The 25,433-nt window shown below is 38.7% G+C and carries 17 protein-coding genes; 6 read left to right on the forward strand and 11 right to left on the reverse strand.

The window, feature by feature from the left end; genetic code table 11:
• From AC3ITD_RS05940 to AC3ITD_RS05975, 8 genes are all read right to left on the reverse strand, one after another.
• The gene (locus tag AC3ITD_RS05940; RefSeq protein ID WP_489364877.1) at positions 1-1,206 is read right to left on the reverse strand and encodes a hypothetical protein; all 1,206 of its coding nucleotides are present in this window, start codon (positions 1,204-1,206) and stop codon (positions 1-3) included.
• A complete protein-coding gene (locus tag AC3ITD_RS05945; protein WP_489364879.1) occupies positions 1,206-2,936 on the reverse strand; it encodes a DUF4397 domain-containing protein in 1,731 nt (576 codons plus the stop codon). Before AC3ITD_RS05945 ends, AC3ITD_RS05940 begins: the two co-directional genes overlap by 1 nt.
• Positions 2,936-6,499 carry a TonB-dependent receptor gene (locus AC3ITD_RS05950; RefSeq protein WP_489364881.1) on the reverse strand — a complete coding sequence of 1,188 codons (3,564 nt, stop codon included), beginning with the start codon at positions 6,497-6,499 and terminating at the stop codon, positions 2,936-2,938. The genes AC3ITD_RS05945 and AC3ITD_RS05950 overlap by 1 nt, the downstream gene beginning before the upstream one ends.
• Positions 6,500-6,662: 163 nt before the next feature.
• Positions 6,663-7,685 (reverse strand): FecR family protein, encoded by a 1,023-nt coding sequence (locus AC3ITD_RS05955; protein ID WP_489364883.1) that lies wholly within the window; start codon positions 7,683-7,685, stop codon positions 6,663-6,665.
• Between the two features lie 66 nt (positions 7,686-7,751).
• Positions 7,752-8,345 carry an RNA polymerase sigma-70 factor gene (locus tag AC3ITD_RS05960; RefSeq protein ID WP_489364885.1) on the reverse strand — a complete coding sequence of 198 codons (594 nt, stop codon included), beginning with the start codon at positions 8,343-8,345 and terminating at the stop codon, positions 7,752-7,754.
• 877 nt (positions 8,346-9,222) lie between these two features.
• The gene (locus AC3ITD_RS05965; RefSeq protein ID WP_489364886.1) at positions 9,223-10,317 is read right to left on the reverse strand and encodes a PAS domain-containing sensor histidine kinase; all 1,095 of its coding nucleotides are present in this window, start codon (positions 10,315-10,317) and stop codon (positions 9,223-9,225) included.
• A 634-nt stretch (positions 10,318-10,951) separates the two neighbouring features.
• Positions 10,952-11,212, reverse strand: coding sequence for a LuxR C-terminal-related transcriptional regulator (locus AC3ITD_RS05970; protein WP_489364889.1), 261 nt, complete (start codon positions 11,210-11,212; stop codon positions 10,952-10,954).
• A 1,060-nt stretch (positions 11,213-12,272) separates the two neighbouring features.
• Positions 12,273-13,712 (reverse strand): sensor histidine kinase, encoded by a 1,440-nt coding sequence (locus AC3ITD_RS05975; protein WP_489364891.1) that lies wholly within the window; start codon positions 13,710-13,712, stop codon positions 12,273-12,275.
• A gap of 121 nt (positions 13,713-13,833) precedes the next feature.
• Between AC3ITD_RS05975 and AC3ITD_RS05980 the strand changes: the two genes are divergently transcribed.
• A complete protein-coding gene (locus tag AC3ITD_RS05980) occupies positions 13,834-14,436 on the forward strand; it encodes a chemotaxis protein CheB (RefSeq protein WP_489366640.1) in 603 nt (200 codons plus the stop codon).
• An 18-nt stretch (positions 14,437-14,454) separates the two neighbouring features.
• Here the strand turns inward: AC3ITD_RS05980 and AC3ITD_RS05985 are convergent, their stop codons facing one another.
• The 3 genes from AC3ITD_RS05985 to AC3ITD_RS05995 form a co-directional block, all read right to left on the reverse strand.
• A complete protein-coding gene (locus AC3ITD_RS05985) occupies positions 14,455-15,528 on the reverse strand; it encodes a sensor histidine kinase (RefSeq protein WP_489364893.1) in 1,074 nt (357 codons plus the stop codon).
• 463 nt (positions 15,529-15,991) lie between these two features.
• Positions 15,992-16,726: a LytR/AlgR family response regulator transcription factor gene (locus AC3ITD_RS05990; RefSeq protein WP_489364896.1), complete on the reverse strand. Its 735-nt coding sequence runs from the start codon at positions 16,724-16,726 to the stop codon at positions 15,992-15,994.
• On the reverse strand, positions 16,719-17,762 hold the full coding sequence (locus AC3ITD_RS05995; RefSeq protein ID WP_489364898.1) for a sensor histidine kinase: 1,044 nt from the start codon (positions 17,760-17,762) through the stop codon (positions 16,719-16,721). Before AC3ITD_RS05995 ends, AC3ITD_RS05990 begins: the two co-directional genes overlap by 8 nt.
• A 177-nt stretch (positions 17,763-17,939) precedes the next feature.
• Here AC3ITD_RS05995 and AC3ITD_RS06000 point away from each other — a divergent pair, with 177 nt between their 5' ends.
• From AC3ITD_RS06000 to AC3ITD_RS06020, 5 genes are all read left to right on the forward strand, one after another.
• Positions 17,940-20,315: an outer membrane beta-barrel protein gene (locus AC3ITD_RS06000; RefSeq protein ID WP_489364900.1), complete on the forward strand. Its 2,376-nt coding sequence runs from the start codon at positions 17,940-17,942 to the stop codon at positions 20,313-20,315.
• Between the two features lie 124 nt (positions 20,316-20,439).
• Positions 20,440-21,003, forward strand: a complete 564-nt coding sequence (locus AC3ITD_RS06005; RefSeq protein WP_489364902.1) for a sigma-70 family RNA polymerase sigma factor — start codon at positions 20,440-20,442, stop codon at positions 21,001-21,003.
• A gap of 56 nt (positions 21,004-21,059) precedes the next feature.
• Positions 21,060-21,707, forward strand: a complete 648-nt coding sequence (locus AC3ITD_RS06010) for a hypothetical protein (protein ID WP_265801565.1) — start codon at positions 21,060-21,062, stop codon at positions 21,705-21,707.
• 34 nt (positions 21,708-21,741) lie between these two features.
• Positions 21,742-22,959: a DUF4374 domain-containing protein gene (locus AC3ITD_RS06015; protein ID WP_489364905.1), complete on the forward strand. Its 1,218-nt coding sequence runs from the start codon at positions 21,742-21,744 to the stop codon at positions 22,957-22,959.
• An 80-nt stretch (positions 22,960-23,039) separates the two neighbouring features.
• Positions 23,040-25,427, forward strand: a complete 2,388-nt coding sequence (locus AC3ITD_RS06020; RefSeq protein WP_489364906.1) for a TonB-dependent receptor — start codon at positions 23,040-23,042, stop codon at positions 25,425-25,427.
• Positions 25,428-25,433 lie beyond the last annotated feature (6 nt).

The raw sequence follows: 25,433 nt of genomic DNA on the forward strand, positions 1-25,433 counted from the left end.
TTAATAAACAGGTGGTGCATATTTTCGCTGAATGGTGGTGAGGTAAACCCGACCATTGACCACTTCTATTGTATTTACTGTAGCAAACGTTTGTGGATTGTTTTTACCAGAGTGAACATTAACCAGTAGATTGGGTAGTATTATTCCGTTTTCATTGCTTTGGAGATCAACCTTGCCATTCAACAAACAATTAACTACCGCCCAATTACTTGCCGTATTGGTTTCGCTTGGGTAAATAGGATTATTAGTGATGTCCATACCAGGTACAAAAAAATCAAATCGTTGCCAAATGTCTGTTTGGATCCCATTTGCCTTATTACTTGCCCAAATTGGAAAACTAGCGTAAGGATTCACGGCATTAGAAATAGTATTACGCTTTACATTGGCTAAATATTTCCCTTTAAAGCCTGATACGGTAGGGCCCGTGTGGCTCAGCTCTCCCTGGCTTTGGTACAAGGAAACGAAAACATTCATATCATCTTTAATGCCGCCCTTGAAGCTTTTCAAATTAAAATCGTTGTCTTTTAAGGCTGCATCGGCCTGCCAGAAACCTTTCGCGCTCATGTTGTAAAAATTAACATAAACCAGCGAGTCTGATAACGGCAGCTTATGGAAATTCTCTTCACGAAGTAAAACACCCGTTTGTTTAGTCACAAAATCTTTTTGTAATACATGCAGGGTATAAACTTCCCTGCTTCTCAATTCAATGGTGGTGTCAATCAGAATATCTTTTTTCAGGTTATCCTCTAACTGGAAAAATGGGATCGCATTTTTTGGACGGTAGGCAAACAAAATTCTTATCTTTCCTGATGGAACCTGCGCCCAGCTACTCATATCAAAACCATTGACAATTGGTGCAACCAAAACATTCTCTTTGCCAGGGTATTCTGGATTATTTACCGATGTACTGTTACCAACATGCGAAGGGTAGGGAGGTGCATAAGCATCTCTTTTATCTAAGAAATCGACAACCACTTCGCCACCGCTTAGTTTTCCACTGGCATCGGTAGTCGGATTAATCAGCATGCAGAAAAATGGTGTTTTATCATCTTTACTGCCTAATGTTTGCACATAGTTAAGGTTATTAAAAACCCTTAAATAAGCTGGCTCATGTATTTTGGTATATTCTACCTTACTGCATCCTGCAACCATCAATAGCGCTAATGCAATGAGTCCTAAATAAATATTTAATGTCTGTTTCTTCATTATTTGGTATGTTTAACGATGATCATTCTTGCTTTATTTGCCGAATTGGCATTTGTACTGCTATTGCCAATCAGCGCAACTGTATAAACCCCAGCTTCGTGCACCGGAACAGGTCTGTTCGCTTTTTGATAAAGTGTTTTGTTTGCGATAAATGAATCGCTTGGCAGTACATCAATATCACTTGCCCATACACCAGGTATAACATTCGGCTTAGAACGGTAGGCCATAATCTGATAACTTTGTAAGTTATATACAGATTTAAAATAAGGCTGATCAAAGATCGGAAGACCAGGTTGTAAATTGGTCGCGGCACTTACATTATCGGTTCCTGTAGCCGGTGTTTGCCCATCATTTGTAGTAAAGGTGACGTAAGGGTTACCAACTGAAAGATTTAAAAACCTTTTATAGAAAAAAAAATTGAAAGCTAATCTGCCAAAAGATGCATCATCTTGTGCACCAGTATAAGCTGTTCCACTTAGATCGTTACTGACCAATACCAACTTAGGCTGGCCACGCTGATCTGGATGAAGCCACGCCGTATAATTTTGGTTGGCTCTTAACACTTGGATTGTACTCGCCAGCACTTTACCATTGGCATCCAGGGCTTCTATCTTGTGGTAGCCCTGTACCAAGTTGCTGTAATCACCAGCCATCCCAAATGCCAGGTTGCTACCTAAGGCCGTATTGCTGGCTTTGAAGCTTACTGCTTGATCAGCAAGTGCGTTCGCACCTTGAATTCGGCAATATGTTTGGTTAACAGCTGCACTAACATCTGTAATGACCTGAAAAGAGTTCTGATAGGTGAAAGTGGTTTCATCTAAATCATTGATAAGGTAATTGAAACTTTGTGGCGCTACCAAAATGGTATAAACGCCACCCGGCTGATACGTTTTTATTGGCGCATAACTTAAATTGGTTAATCTTTTGCTGCTTTCTGGCAATGTCGAACTTGCGGGGTCAATCACGCCAAACTCGTACATTTCACTACCCCGAGCCGGCAATTGTCTACCATCTCGCAACAGGATCCTGAATTGATAGGTACCGTAAGGAACCTCTACATATTCTGAAGCTATATTAGCTGTCGAAATACCATTGGTTTTCGCATCTACTAAAGTGCCATCGGCAAACGCTAAAGATACCGGACCTGTTAAGTCCTCCTGAAGACCTGTTAAACCTGAAGCTGGCCTGGTAATGTTTGCGCCAATGTTTATGATCCTGATTTTAAAATGATCTGGTTTTGATGGTAAAGTAACGCCTCGAGGAACGGCAACTACCTCTGGTTGCCCATTCACAAAAAGATGAGGCATCAAGAAATAATCGGTTGGCTTGGCGAAGTCGTTTTTGAGGCTTACATCAAGCTCACGATTTCCATTGCCCAGATATTCTCTTAGAGCAAATTGTAATCGGACCTCTTCTTTCTCATTGAATAAATTTTGCGGAATAAACCAACTTTTAGTCAATCGACCATCTAACGGAAAATAAGAAGTGCCCGGATATTTATAGGAGTCTGGCCCATTGCTGGCTCTCACTACAAAATTCGTTAAACTATCTCCATTGGCTATCACCTGATTATATTCATCTAAATTGATAATACGAACGGTAGAATTAACCCTGTTTTCTGTGAGTTCCCTATTATCTATTTTAATATCGAGCTTATCTTTTTTGCAGCCCAGAACGAATAACAGTAAGGCCAAGCCCAGACTGAAAATTTTATATTTTGCTGTGTTCATTATTTAAACATTTTATAGGTAAAACCAATCATTATTTCTGCACCACGCTTAAAACTGCGGTTGATGTACTGGTTACCATACCAATTACCTCCTGTCTGCGGATTGGCATAAACAGTTTTGATGCTTGGGTTAAGGACATTTTTTGCATAACCTTTAAAAAGGATACGTTTGTTTATCTTCTGGCTGAAAACAAAATCTAAATACGGTACGGGCTGTGTATACAAATCTGGCTCTCCGGTAAGGTTAATTTGAACCAAACGTTCGCCAACCATATTAAATGTTGCGGTTAAATCGGTTCCGGATTTTTCGTTGTTGTAATTCAGATAAGCATTGATAGAGTACGGTGCCTGTTCAAAAAGCGGGCTGTTTCCTGGAGAATGCCTGTCTAGGGAGCGGTTAGCTTCGTAACGTTCGGCGGTTTTCTGAATGTCACTTTGTGCCAACAACAAGTTTGCACCAAAATAAAAGCTCTTTAAAGGATCGAAAACAGTACCCAAATTTTTGGTAATCTCTAACTCTATACCCCACACCTTACCCACGTTAGGATCGTTCTGAAATTGGATAGTTGGAAACTCTGGATAAGTGGCCGCTAAACCTTCTGTTTTTAAACTAAATACCTTTACCAATTGGTTTTCTATGCGTTTACCAAATGCCGAAACAGCTATAACCTCTCCCTTTGAGGGGAACCATTCCCATCTGAAATCGAGGTTCTGCGTTTGCTGATTTACTAAGTTTGGATTACCCACCACTAAGCCCATCTGAAACGCATCAAATTCGAATACGTTGGTAATTTCCCTTAATTCCGGGCGGGCCAACGTCGTATTAAATGCCGTACGGAAGTTCATGTTCTGATTGAGCGTATAAGTAGCATTTACCGAATAGAAAGGCTTATAACCTGTTTTGTAAACCGAATTCGGATTGATGGGGTTTAAAGGAACACCACCGCTTCCCGCTGTTAAGGCCGGATCTAAGAAAACACCCACGGTATCTACAGCAGAGCCGATATTCGTCATTTCGAAACGCACACCGCCCGCTATGCGTAGCTTTTCGGTTATTTTTAAATCTAGCATTCCATAAAAGGCATTGGTTTCAAAATAACCTTTATAGTTATTTGGCGATTTCTGGCTGTTGTATAAAAATCCGGCTACCGGCATCATTCCTTCACCCTGGCCTGCGCCCGGAATTTTTACGCCTATGATCTCATTGCTCACCAAACGATCCAAATTACCTTCCGCATCGTACAAAGGAATTGCTTTGTTTGCTGTGAAATTAGATCCGGGAAGGAAAAGCTGATTTTCAGTAAACGATCTATCTCTAAATAAATAATTAACTCCGGTTTTGAACTGTTGTGTTTGGCCAAATAGTTTAAAGGGAACACTTAAATCCGCTTTGTAATTGCTATTGTCCTCCTCTAAATTACGCCATCTACGTCCGTTGGGTTCTGCCTGTATAATGCCGTAGCTACCAAAACCGTTTACATAACCAGAAGTTAATGCATAGAGGTGATTGGTGTATGTTGGTTCTCCGCCACCATTTTGTGCACCAACAGCAGGGCGATTGTACCATCCGCCGCCCCTGGGGGTATAGTCTGCTAAACTTGCAAATCTAAAATCAGGATCGTTTTGTTTAGATAATGATTTAGCAACATTATAGCTTAAACGTGGTGAAAGCTCCTTATCAAAGAACTTATGTTCACCTTGCAAATTGAATGTATTTAAATCTCTAAAAGTTTGTTTTAGCGAATAGGTATTACTTGCTACCTCGCCCGGTAAACCGGTATATTCGTAACGACCACTTAAGTGTGTTGCCGTACTTTCGCCGCCCCAGCTGCCTAAATATTGCATGCTTATTTCGTGCTGCGAATTAAAGCGATAAGTGAGGCCAACCAATGTACCATAATTAAGCGTTTCGGTTCCTGTATTTTCTTTATAGGTTTGGTATTTACCCATAAAGAGACTGTTTGGCGTAATATAGTTAGGGATGTTACGGAAACTGTACACATCAGGATTTCCGGTTACCACACCTTGATAAATACTGTACTGATTAAGATCGCCGCCACTGATATCAGTAATACGGCGATAGTAATTACCGCCCAGAATTAAACCTATTGTATGTTTTTTAAATATTTTATAACTGTTGCCATAAGTTGCCGAATACAATTGGTTTAAGGGTGCTTTTTTGTACTGTGGTTTCATTGCCGGATCGAAACTCTGCATAATATTATTGATACGGTTGACCTCCTGGTAAGCATCTGGACTAAAATTGCTATTGGCAATCATTTTATGAACCGAACTTAAACCTCCTGGGTATTGCTGGGCCAGATTTTTAAATTCCTGAGATAAGTTTTTGTCGTTGATTTTAGTAGCAAAAGCCCCCATATCGCTGTTATAAAAACTATTGTACTTACCGCTGATGCCAACATTAGAATTCAATCCAGTTTGGGCGGTAATTTCGAAAGTTTCTTTTTCGGGAACTGATTTGGTTTTCAGCTCTACAATACCAGCTGCAGCATCGGCAGGTTTATCTGGCGTAACTGTTTTATAGATGGTAATGTTATCCAGTAGAGAAGCGGGTACCAAATCTAAAGGTATTGCACTTCGATCTGGATTTGATGATGCTAAACGAACACCGTTTAACTGTCCAATTACACTTCTGTCGCCCAAACCCCGTATTGCCACATATTTATCATCGGTAACGGTTACACCCGAAACGCGTTGCAAAGCCTGCGTTGTTGTGATACTGGCTGTTCTTTCAATCATTTGGGCCGATATTGCATCTTGCACAATTGCCGAATTTTTACGTTCTTCGAGTACCGAGGATTCCGTATTTGCTCGCCTGCGAGCTTGTACCACAACTTCGCCGAGCTGTGTTGATGATGGAGAAATTGAGATGGTAATCTCCCTGGTGTTACCATCTACCTTAACTTCTTTTGTCTGGTAGCCAATATAAGAAACCACTACAGTAGCACCAGCTTCTGGTACAGTAACCCTAAATTTACCGTCCACATCAGTTGAAACGGCAACATTGAGACCTTTTAAACGAATGCTAACGCCAATTAAGGTTTCTTTGGTTTTAGCATCTATAACTGTTCCAACAATTACCCTTTGTACAGGTTTTTTGGTAATAACCACATATCCTTCAATTACTTTGTATTGTAGATTGGTATTTGAAAGTACGAGGTTTAATGCATCAGCTACACTAATGTCTTTTTCATAAACATTAATTTTTTTGTGAATGTTACTTAATAAATCAATTTGCGCATTTATTTGTACTTTACTTTGTTTTTCAATAACGGATAAACTGTTACCGAGCGTAGCGTTTTCTAATTTCAGCTTTATTTTCTGATTTAAATTTTGGCCATTTACACTACTGGCCAAAAGTACTCCTGCGAATGTCAACTTAATTGCAATCAGAAGAATCGAGCACTTCATAAAGAAATAGATTTTATCTAATAAAAGACGGTTACTGACCACCTGATCATATTTCTGCTTTATGTAGTGGCCTTTCCATATAGAATGACCATTACGCTCAGTGGAAATATGCAGATGTAATAATTTTTGCATATTTTTGTTCGTTATTGGTTTTCGCCTTTGGCGGATATCTTTCATGTTATCTGAGGGTTGATGCGTCTTCGAAAACAACCAACCTTATGATATTTCGTCCTCCTAGGTTTAGGAGGACGTTTTTTGTTTGAGTCTATATCTTACATATGCTTTCCTTTCTGCATTATTTTTTAATCGTGATGTGGTTTTCATGAATATTATAATTAAAGCTGCCTGCTGCTGACAGAATTTTCATTATTTTATCGATAGCGATATTGGTTGTCAGGTTAACCTTTATCAATTTTTTCGCAAGCCTGTCGTTTTCTATCGTAATCTTAACGTCGTACCACCGCTCTAAAATTGAAGTGATTTCTGCCAATTGCGTCTGCTCAAAATTCAAGTGGCCCTCTTTCCAGTCAATCACATCTTCTATAGCAACCTGAGCAAGTGTTTTCTGCTGTTTTTGTTCATTCCAAACTACGGCCTGGCCTGGCAGCAACATGGCTATAGGTATTAAGTCGTTATCAAACTTTCTATCAACACGTACTTTACCAGTACTTACTTGTACACTAATCGGTTTGCCTTTAAATGCTTCTACTTTAAAAGAGGTTCCCAATACTTGTGTCCTGATGTTTTCGGTTTGGATAATAAAAGGGCGTTTTGGATTTTTGGCTACGTTAAAAAAGGCTTCGCCTTCCAGCAGTACTTCTCTGGTTTTACCATCAAAATTTTTAGCAAAGCGAATTTTGCTCAATGCACCAAGGTAAACTTCGGAACTATCGGGTAGGGTAATTAATGTTCTCTGACCTTTTGGATTAATCATTTCATCGTAAACCATTAAAGGCCCAGCGTTCTCTTTTTTGTTATGATTAGCCACAAACAAGCCAGCACCAATAATGGCTACAAACCATATAGCTGCGTAGCTCCAAAATTTGGGTTTTTGATAAAGCTTTTTAGTTATTGGGGTTGAAAACGCATCGTTATAGATTCTTTCCCCGATTTTGGTTTTCCATATCTGCTTTTGGATACTGTCTGCTTGATTTGAATCCGGATATATCTTATCAGACCATTGCTCATCCCAAACCTCATCAAAAGTGGCTTGAGCATTTGCCTGCTCTAAAATTATGCGTACTAACTGTAATTCTTCTGGACTACAATCTCCGTTGAGGTATTTTTTAATCAGCGCTTTATCTATTTCTAAACTCATGGTATTTTATCCTTCAACTATAAAGACACAACTTATAGCAGGATAGGATGAGTGGAAATAAAAAAATTATAAAAAATGATAAAGAACCAAGCAAATGCTAATATCGACATGCTCTTTCATTTGCTCTCGCAAATATTTAAGGCTTACCACCATCTGGGTTTTAATGGTATTGATAGAAAGGTTCATCTGCTCAGCTATTTGAGGGTAGGTCATATTTTCTTCCCTACTTAACTTGAAGATTTTTTTTCGCTGCGGACTTAGCTTTTCGAGTTTTAGCTGGTAAATTTTTTCCAGTTCTTTTCCATCAATTGCCTCTTCTAAACTAGTATGAGCAAAATTTGTTATTTCTGGAATTGTGTGGATGGCTACTGTTTGTAATTCGCGTTTGCGGATATGATTAAACACAATATTTTTTAGCGCTGAGAAAAGGTAAATTTTTACTTCGCCCCTAATAACTAGCTGCGCTCTTTTTTTCCAGATATTATGCATCAGGTCCATTACAAGCTCTTCTGCGGCATCTGTGTTTTTTACATATGTGGTCGCAAATCGGTATAACGGCTCAAAATAACGATCGAATAACTGATTAAACGCGAGCATGTTATCCAGGCTGCATTCTTGCATTAAAACGCTATCAGCTAATTTTGAGTAATCCTTTACCATAGACAATATTCTATGAGCCCAAAATTATCATTACAAAGCCTATTATCAATTACCTTAAGATTAAATTATTGTGAATTAAGTTTGTAGCCTTCAGGCCTGTGAAATGTAAATTTTCAGAAATAAGGGTATTTGGTGGGAAGAGAAAATCAATCTAAAAAATATCCTTTGGATTGTTCATGCCCTGTTTTCTCTCTCAGGCCGAGAATGCGATCTGGCAAGACCGGGAGCTGCCGGTTGCCGAGCGTTTATAAGTGTTGCATCTGGTAAACAATGACTTGTTAAAGGTCTGGCAGGTGGAATAAAAGATCAACAATGCCAGAAAAAAGGATGAGGACAACAACAAACCTTCAGGGCCTGACCTGACCTTGTTCAATTAGGCTGACATTTGGGTCATGAGGATTTAGCTCTACAACCGATGATAAAAGAAAGAATGATGAGAAGAAGGAGGATCGCTAATTTATGGTTTTGGCGTGGCATCATTTTTTTATCTTTACCTGCATACATGGAATCTAGGCAAAACCTTTTAGTACTCTTAGGGGACATTGACATTTATGTTCTTGAGCGAATGCTGAAAGGTACTAACACGGCTCGAAAGACCGCACTGTCCCTCTACAGCCAAGTATGGATTTGGCTGACGAATTGGAAAATGAGGGTTATGTTTACCCATTTTACCTATTGTAAGGAGCCGATCATCGAAGTTCGGAGTTCTGGAGGAGTCAAGCATTTGCTAATTGTAGAGGAATTTATCAATGAACTTAAAAATGAATAGCCAGCATGAGGCGATTAAAGTTACTGCTTATTTTAAAAAAAAGTAAAGCCACATAGGATCTGCCTGTATTGTCAGGCGTGGGCATTGCTTCAGCAAGTTGGTCATGCATTAATCGGCCTTCAGGGGCAAACTAAAATGGAAGGTGCTTCCTTCGCCTAGTTTGCTTTCTACCCAGATCTTTCCGGCATGGCGTTGTATGATTTCGCTACATAGAAATAAACCAAGTCCGAGACCCTGCGTACTGCTTTCCTGCATGCGGTAGAACCGAGAGAAAATCAGCTCAAATTTATCATCCGGTATACCTGGTCCCTGATCACGGACACTGATGGTCGCCTGGTTATCATTCACTTCAAGGAAGATCTCCACAAGGTTTGATGAAGGCGAATACCGGATCGCGTTGGTCAACAGATTCACCAGTACCTGTTCTATCCTTTGCGCATCGAGCACTATGCTTAAAACATCAATATCAGTGTGGAATTTAAACTTATGCTGGGGATGGGCATGTACCATGAGCTCAATGCCGTCTTCGATAATGCGTTTGATATCGTTGGCTTCGGTCGTCAACATTAGCTTTCCGGCTTGTATCTTTGTGATATCCAACAAGTCATCGATCAGGGCCGTTATTTTTTTTACCTGCTGGGCAGCCCTGTCAATAATGTGCGTTGACTTCTGGTCTCCACTTGTTTTTTTAAGTATTTGTAAATAGCCGTTTATACTGGTCAGCGGCGTTTTCAGCTCATGGCTTGCTAATCCTATGAATTCATTTTGTCTCTCACTGAGCGTTTTCACCTGCTCATAAAGGCGTGCTTTTTCCTGCTGTAAGAGGATCTGCTCGCTAATGTTTCTGGCAATCTTTGATGCCCCGATGATTTTGCCATCTTCAGCAATGACCGGGGAAACGGTCACTGAAATCGGAATCAGTGTGCCGAATTTGGTTAGTCTAACCGTTTCGAAATGAGCTACTTTTTGACCTGCCTTGATCTGTGAAATGATAAATGTTTCTTCCTCAAGGCGATCGGGTGGAATGATTAGCGAAATATGCTTGCCAATAGCTTCAACTTCCAGGTAGCCGAACATTTTTTCGGCCGCGGGATTCCAGCTCATAATGATGCCATCGAGCGTTTTGCTGATAATCGTATCATCAGAATTCGCTACAATTGCCGCTAATATGGCATTTCTTTCGTTCAATAAAGCTTTTATCATAGGTTGATGGGCCCAAAGTTAACAAGAATATTCATAATAGTTGTAAAGCATTTGTGCGCTATAAAGTCATCATCTTATAGAGTATCCCAGGGGATTTACCAGAGATGCCCTTTTATTACCGGTGAAATACGCTTTTGCCATACATCCACAGCGAACAAGAGAAAAAGGAATACTAAAACTTTGTCAAAGCATTAATGATGAAATGGATGTATTACGGTCAAAAATCTGATATAGGCATATTCCTGAGTAGAGTATAATGCTTGATTGTAAGTTCCTGTCAACCTGGAATATTCTTACCGCGCTTGTGCTATTTCTCTATATTGGAGGAAGGTAAAGTTTGAGAAAAGTTTTCTCCTGGCAGCTGTTAGTAATCTTTTTAGTTGATAAGATGAGCAGTTGATATTGCTTTGCCTTCGCTATTTAATGTTTTAATTAGATGTAGTGCCAGCAGGCGATTATTTACCATTCCAATACAAAACTGAATGACTTCAAATCTGTTATAGACAACTCTGTTATTCTCATTATGAAAGCGGATCTTCTGACCATTATTGTCTTTGATTATCCCACAGTACAACAGGCTATTGTAAGATAAAATGATTCCGAATCGCTTCATGTCAGCATGTATATTGATATTTCAACTAAGAATACCTAACCTGAATGAGCAGGCTATTAATGCAGCAGTGTTTCTACTCTTTAACTTTCGAAGCATACTTATTCGTATTGAATCCACTGTTCGCTTACTGGAAAATATTTTTTCTCCTATTTCCATATTTGTTAATCCTTCAGCAATCATGTTCAAAATCATTAGTTCCCTGGGATTAAAAACAATTACTGGACGTGCGGAAACAGGAATGTTATGCATGTTTAAATGTACCCAATATCTTCCGGTATACATTTTTTAAAACAAAAGAGAGTATAAATACCAAAATGTTGTTTTAGAGTGGCTGCAGTACCAGTTTGATAGTAAAACTGTCAAAACCCTGAGCTGGTAAATACCAGTAGAGATCCTGAGATGATATGGGATGGATTTAATTACATTATTATAGAGTTTTAAGACTTAATAGGTTGATTAACTTGTTCAGCTTTACACAAGTTCAGCATAATATTATTTTATCTTCCTGCTTCATGAGAAGACCTGCATGTTCCTTACCATCTCATGGCAACGCAGTGTCATTGTTTTAGAATTGACTGATGATAATCAAGAAAGAGTTTGAGTGGGATGGAGAAGTTAATAATAAGGATCATCTTGACCGATCAGAAAGGCTTATACAATCCTCCAATCGGATCATCTCTGATATGGAAATGCAGGTTCAGCAGTGTAGATTTCTGATTGAAACACTTACTTCAAAAATAAAGCGCAACCAGGGTTTATAAGCTAAACTGGAGCAAGAATTTTTCTTCTGTTATCTTAAGAATTCCAATGGACATAACTTTGGTTTCCCATTCATCGGCCGGGTGTCTGGAAATCTTTATTTTTTTATATCCAAAAAGATATCGAATCAATACTTGTAAACATTCGACTGAGCTAGAATAAAGAAAAAAAGTTACTGGGTTCCTGATCTGGTATACCTGAGTTTGGGATCAGTGATCTGTTATGATCATTCAGTTAATCGTGGGAATAGAATAATAATAATAGAAGGCTAGTATTTACGCCGGTTTTTAAATCGTTAAGATGCCAGTCGAATCTCCGCACTGATATAAAGCGGTTATATTCTCGGTCGATGATGCATATCAACTTCTCGGTGGTTTGGGAATGAATGCGTTGCTTGATCCCATCTGAAATATTATTGAATTCCCGCTTGAAATTTCCACAGGAAGACTGGTCAATAAAAAAGTGCATCTGCAATATTAAAAAAATTGCAGGCAGGAAAGATGCGTATTTTACGCGCTCATGTACGGTTTTTTATTTCTGAAAATACGTGTTAGATTATGTTATTTTGTAAAAAAAAAGGTTTTTACTTTGGCAGCTCAAACCAAAAGTTCGTACCGGAGAGCGGATCACTGCTCACCCCGATTTTTCCAAGATGCTTGCGGACAATGTTTGCACTGATGAACAACCCGAGGCCTAAACCTGAAGCGCTGTTCTGGTTATCTGTTGCCTGATAATAGCGGTCAAAAAGAAGTGGTATCTTATCTTGGGGTATTCCGGGGCCTTTATCGATAACCGAAACCCGGATGCTTTCCTGCTGGTTTTCAATGTTGACTTTTATCTTGCTGGATTTAGGGGCGTATTTGATGGCATTGCCGATCAGGTTGGTTAAGACACGCCCTATTCTTTCCGCGTCTGCCCTAAGCATACTGTTTTTGTGTCCCAGTAGCTCAATCGATTGAGTGGGCAACGCTTCAAACTGATCTATCACTTCCTCGGCCAACAGGTAGATGTCGAACTTTTCTTTTCTTAGCGAGAGCTGCTCTTCATAATTTTTCCCGGCATTCAACAGGTCGTCAATAATTGCGGTGATCCTGTTGATTCCCTTATTGGCCTGGAGGATCAGCGATTTAACACGCTCGGAAGAACCGTCCTGACTACGGTTGAGAAGTTGTAGTGAAGCTTTAAGGCTGGTAACGGGTGTTTTCAGCTCGTGACTGGCAATACTGATGAAGTCATCTTTATGCCGCTCTATCAATTTGTCTTTGGTGATATCATTGATTACGCCAATCACCCTGACGACCTGACCGGAATCATCCCTTTCGGGCGTACCCTTAATGTTCAGCCATTGTAGTTGTCCGTCGTTTCGCAGTACCCGGGCCTGTACATCCAGACCATCCGTTTGGTTGATCTTTTGTAAAGCGCTTTTAAAGCCTTCCAGATCACGCTCTGACAGGTGAGGGTAGTAATCTTCCAAAAACCATTTTTTCTTATTGGAATCATAACCAAAGAGCTGGTCGTGATCAGGTGAGCGGAATACTTCACTCGATTTGATATCAAGCTCCCATATGGCCGTTCCTGAATATTTTAACGCAACATTTAACCGCTTTTGGCTATTTTCAAAATGTTTCAGTCCGGTGATGTCGTCGAGCACGGTAAAGCCGAAGGTTTCACCCTCGTCGTTGTATAAAATCGTAGTCACATCAACCCATACGATTTCCCGGTCTTTCCGGTAAAGACAGGCTTTAAGTTTAAAGTGCGGTACCTGTTTAGCCCATAATTCTTCCTGCAGATGATGCCAGTGGTCTATATATTCTTCGCAGGCGTGATCCAGAATTCTTGTGCCTAGAATTTCCTCAGCTGTATAACCGAGCAGCTCACAGAGTGCTTTATTAACCTTTAAAATGGTGAGATCTGAGTTTATGATCTTTGTGGCAACGCTGCTGAGTTCAAATATACTATTGAACTTTGCATCACACTCCCTAAAACGTTGCTCGAAGCCATGCTTTTCACTATCTTTTTTCATATTTTATGCTACTGTATTCTTAACATTTTTTATGCATAAGTGTTTGAGCTGAGACCGGGCCAAAACAAAAATACATCGCGATTGATTTAGTATACATGTCAGCATTTATTGTTATTGCAATCTGCTCAGCAGCAGGGGCCTTGAGCCGCTACAAAATATACTAAGTCAGTTAGCTCATCCCTTTAATGCTGCCATCGTTTTGATCCATTGTATTGCAAAAGAAAATAACAGTAACCTTGCATTGATTCTTCAAAGGGTAACAGATATACCGGTTATAAAAGTTGTTGAGGATACAAAAGTAGAAAAGGGGAAGATCTATGCACTGGGTATAGGCAAAATCATGACGGTCGTAAACGGTACGCTGAGGTTAAGAGATCGTTCAGAAGAGGAAAATATCAATAGGGGAATCGATGAATTTTTTATCAGTCTTCCAAAGGACGTAGGGCATCATGCGATAGGAGTGATCCTTTCCGGAGCAGGGCTGGATGGATTGCAAGGTGCGATGGACATAGAAGATCAGCAAGGTCTGATCATCGTGCAGGATCCGGATACCGCCGAGTTCGGATTAATGCCGGGATCACTTGTTGCCAACGACCATCCTGACTATGTGCTCTCGCCAAAAGACATCGCAACCAAACTTCTGGAAAAAATTACTTTGGTGAATGAGCAGTTCATTTTGCGGGATCCGGGGATGCGCTGCCTAAATCATATAGCTAAAACCTGATATTCTTTTGCTGATATTTTACAGCTTTACGTGCAAGCGAAACACTGTCCCTTCGCCTAAGCTGCTTTCTACCTCGATCTTGCCTCCCGATGCTTCGATAATTTCTTTGACCAGGTACAATCCGATACCGGAGCCCTCTCCGGACCTTGATATCCTTTCATATTTTTTGAAAATATTGCCCAGTTCGGCCTCAGGAATTCCCATGCCGTTATCTGAAACCTGGATCACCATATAATCATCCTTTTGATAGGTTTTGATGTGGATTTCAGGTGTTCGTGCTTTTGAACGGTATTTAATGGAATTGTTCACCAGGTTATATACTGCGCTTCTCAGCTTTCGGCGGACAAACTTGATTTCTGAATGTCCTATTTCGCTTTTGATGACTGCTTTGGACTCTTTGATCTGTGGGGCCAGGGTCAGTCTTACATCCTCAATAATATGCTCGAAATCCAAAAGTTCTTCAACAGGTTTGTACCGGTGTTCGTTTTCACGGGCGTCGGTGAGATCATGGATAATGTGCTGCATCTTGATCAGACTGTTCTCCACTTTTTCAAGCAGTACAGGGAATCGCTGCATGCCTTTTTCAGGCAACTGCTTGAGCATTTCAATGGTTAACCCCAGGCTGGTCAATGGCGTCTTGATATCATGCGAGATGGTATCAAGCAAAAGCTCATGCTCTGCAATTAGTTTCTCCTGCTCCTTCAGGTCACGTATCCGCATGGTGATTTCGACGAAAGTGACGATTACCCCGTTGGTTTTTTTATTCTTTTGGACGATATAAGGCAGAATATTCATCTGGTACCACCTTAAATCGGTGGTTTGTATTTCTTTTTCCAGCACCTCTCCGGAATCAATTACGTGCTGAATATTTTCCATAATGGTAGGAAAACGGAAGTTTTCGTGGATTTCGGTAAGTGGTCTGCCCACATCGGTAAGCTGAAGACTGAATTGACGCATCGCCGGTGGCGTGAACTTTCGCAGAATCAGGTGTGCATCGATAAAAAGCTGGGGAATAATGGTGTTCCTAAAATAGTTTTCCAGTTCCTCATTGAGCTCAATTAATGAACTGATCTGTTCGTTTTTGTTGTTCATCGATTTCCGCCGCGTGGGTCAGGTATTAGGGCCGTGCAAGATATGGAATATCTTCAGCTATTTTATTATAAGTTACAACTGCTGTGAGTAAACTACATTGGAATACCACGATGGCAATGACATATCTAAAGGGTGAGAGTAAAGACCAACTGTTTCAATAATTGGTCCAGAATGGTTCGAATTAGTTTCCTAACTGAGCCGTAAGCGCGTAAAGAGATTTCAAAAGGCATTTCGTGCTTAGTGTTTTTTATGGGTCGAATGGTCTGGTTCAAGCTGATTCTTGATTAGAGCTCTGCATGGACAACAAGAACATTTTCATATCAATGTTTTATCGCTAATTAACGTTTGGTTAATATACATTCAGTTTAGTTAAATATTGCGGTTACGATATAATTAAGTTTGGATGGATACGGTTTTCCAGGCTTAAAATCTTTTGAGTTCGAAGCCAGAGAGCCCTATGAAATCAGCCTGAGGTAATATCACGGCCAATTCTTTTAAAGAAATTATCTTTGTAGGTCTCGGTTATAGGTATTAGTTTTTCCTTGATGCTAATCCTGTTTCTTTCAATGAATCTAATTTTGTCGAACGCAACGATATATGATTTATGCACCCGGATAAATTGATCTGCAGGTAAAAGTTGCTGGATGCTTTTCATGCTTTGAAGTGTCAAGATTACCTCTGTTTGGGTATGGATCACGATATAATCCCTAGCGCCCTCAAAATAGTAAATATCAGAGAGATTCATCTTTATGATCCTGTTCTCAGTCTTAATGAAAATATGGTTTACCGTATTTGTATTTATTGAAATAGAGGTGTCTGCTAATGCCTTGTTCATCTTAAATCGGTCTGCTGCTTTTTCAATAGCAACCATGAAACGAGCCATCGTGATCGGTTTTAGCAAATAATCAATCACCTCAAAATTATAGCCATCCAATGCATATTCACTATACGCGGTAGTTACAATGACCATACATTTTTTTTGCAGCAGGTTTAAAAATTCAATCCCATTTAATTCAGGCATCTGCATATCGAGAAAAATCAGGTCGATTTCTTCAATTTTCAGATAACTGATTGCGGCTAATGGATTGGATACGGCCCGTACCAGGTTTAAACCTGGCATCTTCGAAATGTAATCAGATAAAAGTGATAAGGCCAAGGGCTCATCATCAACCACCATGCAATTTAGATTTTCAGCCATTAATTATCATTTTAAGTTCAATATGAAAGTAAGTTGCAGTTTCATCTATGATCAGGTTATATTTTGTAGGGTTCAGTAACTCTAATCTTTTTTTGATGTTCTCCAAACCAATTCCACCTGTTGCATCTTTTCTGTTTTCGTTTTTTTGATTACCTACCTTAAAAATCAGCGTATCTTCTTTAATTTCCAGGCTAATAGTTAGTGGATGCTCAGGGTCTTTCAGGTTTCCATGTTTAAAAGCATTCTCTACAAATGGAATGAGTGATAGGGGAATAATTTTTATTGCTGGGTCAATATCAGCTTGAATATTTATCGCTCTTTCGGGGATGTAATCATACCTCATCAATTGCAAATCTATAAAGTTGTGTAAATATTCAACTTCCCTAAGCAAGGGTACAAAATCATCTTTTTGATACAACATGTACCGTAATAAATCAGAGAGTTTGCTGATCGCTGGAAGTGCATTCGCCGAATGCTGATAAACCAATGTATAAATATTGTTGAGATTGTTAAACAAGAAGTGAGGATTAATCTGAGATTTAAGGAATGACAGTTCTGCATTACGAGCCTGAAGCTTTAACTCTTTTTCTTTTAACTTCATAAATCGTTCGTACTGTACACCAAAAAAAGCAATTGACACAAAATTATAATAGATGGTAAAGTATAGGTTGTCGAAAACATAATACTTTAGCGTAAGATATTTCGGGTTATAATTATGATGCCCGGTTATATAAAATAAGATTACCTCTTCAACAACAAAGCGCAGCCCAATCATAATGGGTAGGCCAACTAATAGGTACAGGCTAAGGGTAACAATAATTCCCTTGTTTGGGTATAGGAAATAGAATAGCAAATAGGTTAATATGTTATCTAACAGAAACACCAAAAAAGAAGGGCTTATAAAAACCTTAGTGATATCACTAATAAATACAGCAAAACCCCAGGTTTTATCTGTACGATTTAACCACCCTGCACTATGGCTAAGGAAATAAAATGTACAAAAGCAGGCAATAAGAATAGGTATTTTAAGGCGCATTATTCAAATCTACAGTATTCAAAACAGCTAATCCAAGCATTTCTTTAATTATTTTTAGGATCTTATTTGATACAAAATTTTGCAGATGATATCCTTCATCTTGCAGTTTGAATTGCGCCTTTCAAAGAATTCATTCTTTGATCAGGATGAGGGTCTTCAACTTTATAAAAAAAGAGAATGAAGAAGATCTATCTGTTAATTGTTATTAGTCTATGCTGCTTACCAGCACTATCCCAGCAAAATATAACTATAAAAGGCAAGGTGTTAGATGAAAACCGGGCGGCCATTGCTAACGCTACGGTGTCCTTATTTTCGGCAACAGATCAACCTATACTCAAATTACTTACCAATGAAAGTGGTTTGTTCTCTTTTGTGAAACCCTTCCAAAAATTTTATGTCAGCATCAATTATTTAGGGTATATTCCATTTAGAGTAGATGAGTTTAATGGTGACAGTATCATCATCACCCTAAAAAATAAAAATGTGCAACTTAATGAAGTTGGTATTAGTACAACCAGGCCATTTGTTGAACAACAACTAGACAAAATGGTTGTTAATGTTAACGGCGATGCAAAAGCTGGCGTAAATGCGATAGACATTTTAAAGAAAATACCTGGTGTTGTGCTCAAAAATAATGAAGAGCTAATGGTAGAAGGGAAAGGGGTTGCTGTAATGATGGATGGTAAACTAACCCGATTATCAGGAGCTAATCTAATGTCGTTATTAGAAGGTACTGCTTCTGCCAACATCAGTCAGTTCGAAATCATCTATAATCCTTCTGCAAAATATGATGCTGCCGGCTCTGGTGGTTTAATTAACATTAAGACGATTAAACGGGATAAACCTGGTTATGATGCCAACATCAGCATAACTGGTGGTCATGGCTGGAAATTTCCAAACACCAGTAATTCAGTTGGGCTCAATTATAAAACGGGAAATACCAATTTTTATGGTTCATATAGTTTTGGTTTGGGCAAACAATACCAAGAAATACAAGCGAATACGTATCAAAGTGATCTTAACCAAAGATTACAGGACTCTTCTACTTATAGGAGTAGGTACGAATCTAATAATATCCGTTTAGGTTTTGACCATTCTTTAAATAAAACCGATGTATTTGGTGTGCTGATCACTGGATCTCACAATCTTCGTAATCCCAATTATTTTTCTGACACAGAAACCTATGGCGTAAACCAATTTAGCCCTAAAGCACTTACACGGTCTAACAACAAAAACTCAACCACTGGAAGAGGGATAAATGTAAACTTGAACTATAAACATGTAATTGATGCTAAAAATCAACAAGAGCTTAGTTTTGATGCCGATGCAGGTACTTTCGATTACCACAATCAAAATACGAACAACATTGCCATCATCAATCTCTTAACTACAAATCAAAACCAAGCGTACATGCAAAATGGGCTTACAAAATCTGAAATCTATAGTTTTAAAAGTGATTATACCAAAAAGTTAAGCAAAGGTGTTTTCGAAACCGGTCTCAAAATCAGTAATGTAAAGATCGAAAATAATTTCATTTCCTTGTTTAGCAATGATACTGAGCAAGCCAGAGATATGGGTAGCAATGATTTTTTATATCGAGAAACCATCTTGGCGGCTTATGCAAATCAAAGGTTGGCTTTAGGGAAGTTTTCGATGCTGCTGGGGCTGAGAGGGGAACAGACCTTTACCAATGGTAATTCGATTACCTTAAACAAGGAAGTAAAAAGACAATATCTTAATCTTTTTCCAAATGCTACGCTTGGCTTAAAGCTAAATAACAGTTCTATTTCTTTGGGCTATTCAAAAAGGATTGGACGACCCTTGTATAATGAGTTGAACCCATTTGTAATGGTTACAAGTGCTTTTACTACCAGGAGTGGTAATCCGAACCTTAGTCCATCTTATACAGATAATCTCAGGTTAGCTTTCACACTACAAAGCAAATTCACCCTTGCAACTTCTTATAGTTTTGCTAAAAATGTAATCACAGATCTGCGAACACGGGATCCTCAAACCCAGATCACCAATAGTTTTAAAACCAATTTAAGTGCCTATCGTAACATAGGTTTTAACACTTCTTACAGCAATAAACTCTTTAAAATTCTGCAGCTTAATTATAGTTTAGGCATTTCGAACAGTAACTACGATTTTTTGTATAATGCTGCTCGTGAAAACATTAATCAAACTACTGGATATCTTTCATTGGGAAATAACATTGAGATTTCACCAACATTATGGGCCGAAGTATTTTTTTATGGTCAATCTAAGGTAACTTATGGCAACACTGTGAACCTGCCATTTAGCACAACCAGTTTGAGCTTCGGAAAAAAAATATTTCAGCGAAAGGGGAGCCTAAACTTAAATATCAATGATATTTTTTATACAGGGATTACCAGAAGTGAAGCTAATTATGGCAATATTGTTTATGATTTGAAAAGTAAATACGATAGTAGGAATGTACGTTTAAATTTTTCATATCGATTTGGAATTTCGAAAATCGAAACCAGAAAAAGGAGTGCGGGATCTGAGGAAGAGCAGCGGAGAAATCAATAATAATTAGCTAACATGGTAAATTCATCAGGGCTATCACAATTCGACAGAAAACATAAAAAGAGATTTATGAAAACTCTGTTTATAATTAATCTAAATAAGCTATATTTGTCGAAATTCGTTAAAATTGTCGGCAGAAACAGCAAATCGTATCATTTCCATTAACAGAAGAACATTCGAGGATGTTTACAACCGCTATTGGGAAAAAGTATATGCGGTGTGCTACAACAACATTAAAGACATAGAGATTGACAAGGAAATGGTACAGGACATCTTCAGGTCTTTATGGGAAAGAAGAGCAGAACTCGAACTTGATAATGTTGAACGCTACCTCGTCCGATCTGCGAAGTACAAAGCTTTTGAATTTATCAGAAATAAAACAAGCAGGCAGAAGATAGATGAATTTAACTATCAGGGCTGCATAAACTCGAGTAATTGTACTGAAGAGCAGGTATTCTTCAATAATTTGAAAGAAAATGTAGATTTACTGGTAGATACCTTGCCCTGTCAATGTAAAAAGGTCTACAAAATGAGTAGGGAAGATGGTTTGAGTAACAAAGAAATCTCTGAAATGCTCATGATTTCTGAAAGGGCGGTAGAATATCACATTACCAGAGCGATGACTACTTTAAAAATGAAGCTTGCTGTTTTCAATAAAAAACAAGCTTCACTTACGGAAATTTTATGTTAGCGCTACTATTCTTGAAAAGTATCAGAAATATTAGTTTTGTTTTATAAATTAGGTTGATGAAAGTAAATGCCGATCTTTTAGCGAAATATCACGAAAATCGCTGCACGCCTGAAGAGCGTACAGCGCTTGAAGCTTGGTTGCTAAGTAGTGATGTTGATGATCTGGAGTTTCACAGTGAAAAAGACAAACAGATTGCCAAAGCTGATATTTGGGAGGAATTGGATGCGATTTTACCTAAAGAAGAAGTTGTTAAAGTAGCACCAAATTTTGCATCATTTTATATGTGGAAAGGCGCAATTGCAGCAAGTTTAGTGATCGGGTTATTTGGTCTCTCTTTTTACTATTTTAATCAAAGCAGACAGACAGCTGTCGAATTCGTTGCATTTCACAACAAATCAAGCTTAAAGGTTAATCACATCAGTTCTAAAGAATACAACCTGACGATTGCACCGGAAACTTTTGCTGAGGTGAACCGACATAGCGGCATTATTGAATTGAGTGGCAGTATCTTGATTTCACCCAAAAAGGACATCGAGTTAAGTTTTGATGGTGAAAAAGAAAAAGTGAAGCTGAAGGGGGGACAGACCTATATCATCCTAAATAGTAAAACTGGAAATCATGGTTTAATTATCGTAAACGAAAAAAATCTGATCAGTTTGCCTCCCGTTATTCAGAAAAAGTTAATTCAGGAGTTTGATATCTAGTATCCATTTAATCCTCATTACTGCCTTATCCAATATGAAACCAAGCATTGTCAGACTGTTAAACTTTATTTTTGTATTCTTTGGCATCGTTTGTTTCATCGCCTGTAGAAGCTCTTCTTCTACAAATCACAGGGAGAAATATAGTATTCATATTATGGATATGGATGCCAAAGAATATGTTGTAACTACCAACAATTTGGATGCAGGTTTACTTAAGCCAGAAGAAATAACTGAGGCACTGCCCGATTCTATCTCCAGAAATATTATTGTGAAAGATGGCTTTTATTACTCATTACAGCGGAAATCAGATATTTTAACCAAGTATACTTTAAAAGATAGAAAGCTTTTTGCTGTTGCCCATTTGCAGTTGCAAGATTACAATGAAGAGAATTTTTTATGGATGGGAAAAGACTCCCTATTGTTGAGCGGTCTGAATAATCAGGCTAACGAAGCGAAATATTATTTGGTTGATACCAAGGGTATGAAAACACTCGCTGCTGGACTATTGGATATTAATAAGCCACAAGGGAAATTTAAAACTACTTCTATTGGTTTTGTGCATAAGAGAAAAGACACACTGTTTATTGGCTACACTTTTCATCCTATAATCCACGGTGCCAATTATACAACCAGCGATACCATGTACATCTCCCGGTTAACCTACCCGCAAATGAAGCGTGTTGGTATTCAAAAGGAAATCAGGTCAACTTATCCGGCAGGGATCAATACGGTGCAGCACAATGAGTTTACAGACGAGTATGGTAATTTCTATTTTATGTCCTGTCCGGGCATTGCTATGGGTAACCGAGCCGATTTACCAACGGCTATTTTTAAGATCAATGCCAACAGTTCATTAGTAGACTCAACGTATTTTTTCAATCTTTCCTCGTCAACGATCAAAAACCATGCTTACGGCTTATGGTATGTTGGAAATGGAAAAGCAATTGTTCGTTCGGAGCGAAAGGATTTGTATAAAGGCCTTTCTGACCATTACAGCACTTCACATTTCGAATTTTACCTACTGGATATCGTTCATCAGAAAGTAATTAAAAAATTGGATTTGCCTTTGGATAAAGGAACCCGCAAGGAATGTGTTTTGGTAAATGGCGATACAGTTCATATTGCCGTAAATTCTACTACCGATGGCAACTTCATCTGGCAATATAACCTCAAAACTGATGAACTAAGAAAGGGCCAGCAGTTGGGAGGGGTATCTGCCTTCATCGTTCGTATAGATCGGTTATTAAATTAATTTAGACTAATTTTAGATATTTTCATTTTCCACCTTCGGGTAAGGGGAAGTTAGGCTACTATGTTTAAAAAACCATAAAAATGTTTCGTTTTAAACTTCTTCTAATTATCATTTTCTCCTTTCATTTATCAATTGCGCAAGCGCAACAAAACAGTAGCCTAAGTGGTATAATCACAGATAGCTCGGGGCCACTTAGTGGCGCATCTGTAATATTTAAAGGCACTAAAATGGGCACAACAACTAATAGTAGCGGTTATTTTGAGTTTACTGAAGTTGCTCCCGGTACTTATACAGTTGTCATATCAATAATGGGTTTCGAAACCCAACAAAAACAGGTAAGCCTAAAAGCAGGCGAGAAACTAAATGTTAACTTCTCACTTAAAAGTACATCACAACAAATGCATGATGTGAATGTAACTGGTAAAACCGCTACACAACAGATTAAAGAGTCTGGATTTGCAGTAAACGCCATCGACACTAAAAAGTTGGCAAACACCACCGCCGATTTAAGTCAGATTTTAAACCGCAGTACCGGCGTTCGTGTTCGCGAGCAGGGTGGTTTAGGATCCGATTTTAAATTCTCAATTAATGGTTTATCTGGTAAGCAGGTTAAATTCTTTATTGATGGGATACCAATGGATGTAATGGGAAGTGCAATTACCTTGAACAACATTCCTGTAAACCTTGCTGATCGTCTGGAAGTTTACAAAGGTGTTGTGCCTGTAACTTTGGGAGCCGATGCAATGGGGGGTGCGGTAAACGTAATTACCAACCAAAACGTTAATAACTATTTAGATGTAAGCCACAGTTATGGTTCTTTTGCAACCAACAGATCAGCTTTGCTTGGTCAATTTGTTGATAAAAAAACAGGGATCGTAGTTAAGGCATCAGGATTCTTTAACTACTCTAAAAACAACTATCTGATGAAAGACGTAGATGTTGTAGTCGGTGGTGTCAGAAACGGGAAAGAAATTACCGATTTAAACGGTGCTGATTATGTAAAAGCAGATGCAAGGCGTTTCCACGACGATTATAGGTCGGTATCAGGTCAGTTAGAAGCTGGAGTAACCAACAAGAGCTGGGCCGATGTTTTATTTGTAGGTGCGGGTTATAACAGAGTTGACCAGGAATTACAGACCGGTTTTGAGCAGGATATTGTTTACGGAATGGTTACCAGAGCAAGCAATGCCAAAAATTTAACCTTGCGCTACAAGAAAGATAACCTGTTTACCAAGGGTTTAAGCTTAACAGCCTTTGCGGCAAAATCAAAAGATACCTACATTACTACAGATACTGCAACCAGATTGTATTTCTGGGATGGTTCCTATTCTCCTGATAGAGGCACTACCGAGATGAATAATATTAAGAATATTACGCACATGGTTAGACCAAGAACCTATGCCATGGCTAACGCAAGCTATACAATCAACAGCGAGCATTCTTTCAATTTAAACTACACTTTAGATCATTTAAAGAATAGAAATTTCAACGCTTTAGTTACAGATCATGATGATATGCCAGGTTTGCTCAGGAAGCAGATTGCTGGTTTTGCCTATCAACAAGACCTTTTAGATAAGAGATTGGTGAATACGGCATTCGTAAAATATTATCATTTGGGCTTAGAACGTAATAAGTATATCAACGCTGTTTTAACTAAGTTAGATACTACTTTTAGCAATTTAGGTTACGGTATTGCAACCAGATACAAAATTTTACCTGATTTAGGAATTAAGGCTTCCTTCGAGCATGCTTATCGGTTACAAGAAGCAGAAGAAATGTTCGGCGATGGCTTAAATGTACAGGGTAATCCAGATTTGAGGCCCGAAAACAGCGACAACGTAAATTTGGGGGCGTATTATGGCTTAACAATTGGAAAGAGCAGGTTTTTTATAGAGGCTTCTGGTTTTTATCGTAATGCGCAAGATTTTATTGCTCCACTGCCAGATCAACGCACAAAGGTCATCAAAAATCAAAACGTATCGGCAGTTAGAATTACAGGTTTCGAAAGCGAACTAAGATACGCCTATGATCAGTTAATTACGGTAAACTTAAACTTAACTTACCAAAACGCAATTAGTACAACACAATATGGTAGAACCGAATCTATCAACTATGAAAGCACCTACCTAAATAAACTGCCAAACCAACCTTTCTTATTCGGTAATGCAGATTTCACCATTGGTAAAGACAACCTGTTAGGTAAAAACACACGTATACAATTTAACTGGCTTACACAATATGTAAACTGGTTCTATTTAACCTGGGAAGGTAGTGGCAGTTTAAACGGAAAACAATTTGTACCTACCCAGTTTATACACAACGCATCTGTAAATTATGCGCTTCAAGATGGTAAATACAACCTATCTGCCGAGTGCAGAAACTTAACTGATGTAGTAGCTTTTGATAACTATAGTGTACAAAAACCAGGCAGATCATTTGCCGTGAAATTGAGGTATTTCATTCATTAGTAAATA

The organism is Pedobacter sp. KH_004, assembly GCF_057840755.1.

Coding starts and splice junctions, on each gene's coding strand:
- AC3ITD_RS05950 (WP_489364881.1), bottom strand. CDS start 6,499: ATGCAAAAATTATTACATCTGCATATTTCCACTGAGCGTAATGGTCAT.
- AC3ITD_RS05970 (WP_489364889.1), bottom strand. CDS start 11,212: ATGTATACCGGAAGATATTGGGTACATTTAAACATGCATAACATTCCT.
- AC3ITD_RS06010 (WP_265801565.1), top strand. CDS start 21,060: ATGAAAGTAAATGCCGATCTTTTAGCGAAATATCACGAAAATCGCTGC.
- AC3ITD_RS05975 (WP_489364891.1), bottom strand. CDS start 13,712: ATGAAAAAAGATAGTGAAAAGCATGGCTTCGAGCAACGTTTTAGGGAG.
- AC3ITD_RS05960 (WP_489364885.1), bottom strand. CDS start 8,345: ATGGTAAAGGATTACTCAAAATTAGCTGATAGCGTTTTAATGCAAGAA.
- AC3ITD_RS05955 (WP_489364883.1), bottom strand. CDS start 7,685: ATGAGTTTAGAAATAGATAAAGCGCTGATTAAAAAATACCTCAACGGA.
- AC3ITD_RS05965 (WP_489364886.1), bottom strand. CDS start 10,317: ATGATAAAAGCTTTATTGAACGAAAGAAATGCCATATTAGCGGCAATT.
- AC3ITD_RS05940 (WP_489364877.1), bottom strand. CDS start 1,206: ATGAAGAAACAGACATTAAATATTTATTTAGGACTCATTGCATTAGCG.
- AC3ITD_RS05990 (WP_489364896.1), bottom strand. CDS start 16,726: ATGGCTGAAAATCTAAATTGCATGGTGGTTGATGATGAGCCCTTGGCC.
- AC3ITD_RS06015 (WP_489364905.1), top strand. CDS start 21,742: ATGAAACCAAGCATTGTCAGACTGTTAAACTTTATTTTTGTATTCTTT.
- AC3ITD_RS05995 (WP_489364898.1), bottom strand. CDS start 17,762: ATGCGCCTTAAAATACCTATTCTTATTGCCTGCTTTTGTACATTTTAT.
- AC3ITD_RS06020 (WP_489364906.1), top strand. CDS start 23,040: ATGTTTCGTTTTAAACTTCTTCTAATTATCATTTTCTCCTTTCATTTA.
- AC3ITD_RS05985 (WP_489364893.1), bottom strand. CDS start 15,528: ATGAACAACAAAAACGAACAGATCAGTTCATTAATTGAGCTCAATGAG.
- AC3ITD_RS06000 (WP_489364900.1), top strand. CDS start 17,940: ATGAAGAAGATCTATCTGTTAATTGTTATTAGTCTATGCTGCTTACCA.
- AC3ITD_RS05945 (WP_489364879.1), bottom strand. CDS start 2,936: ATGAACACAGCAAAATATAAAATTTTCAGTCTGGGCTTGGCCTTACTG.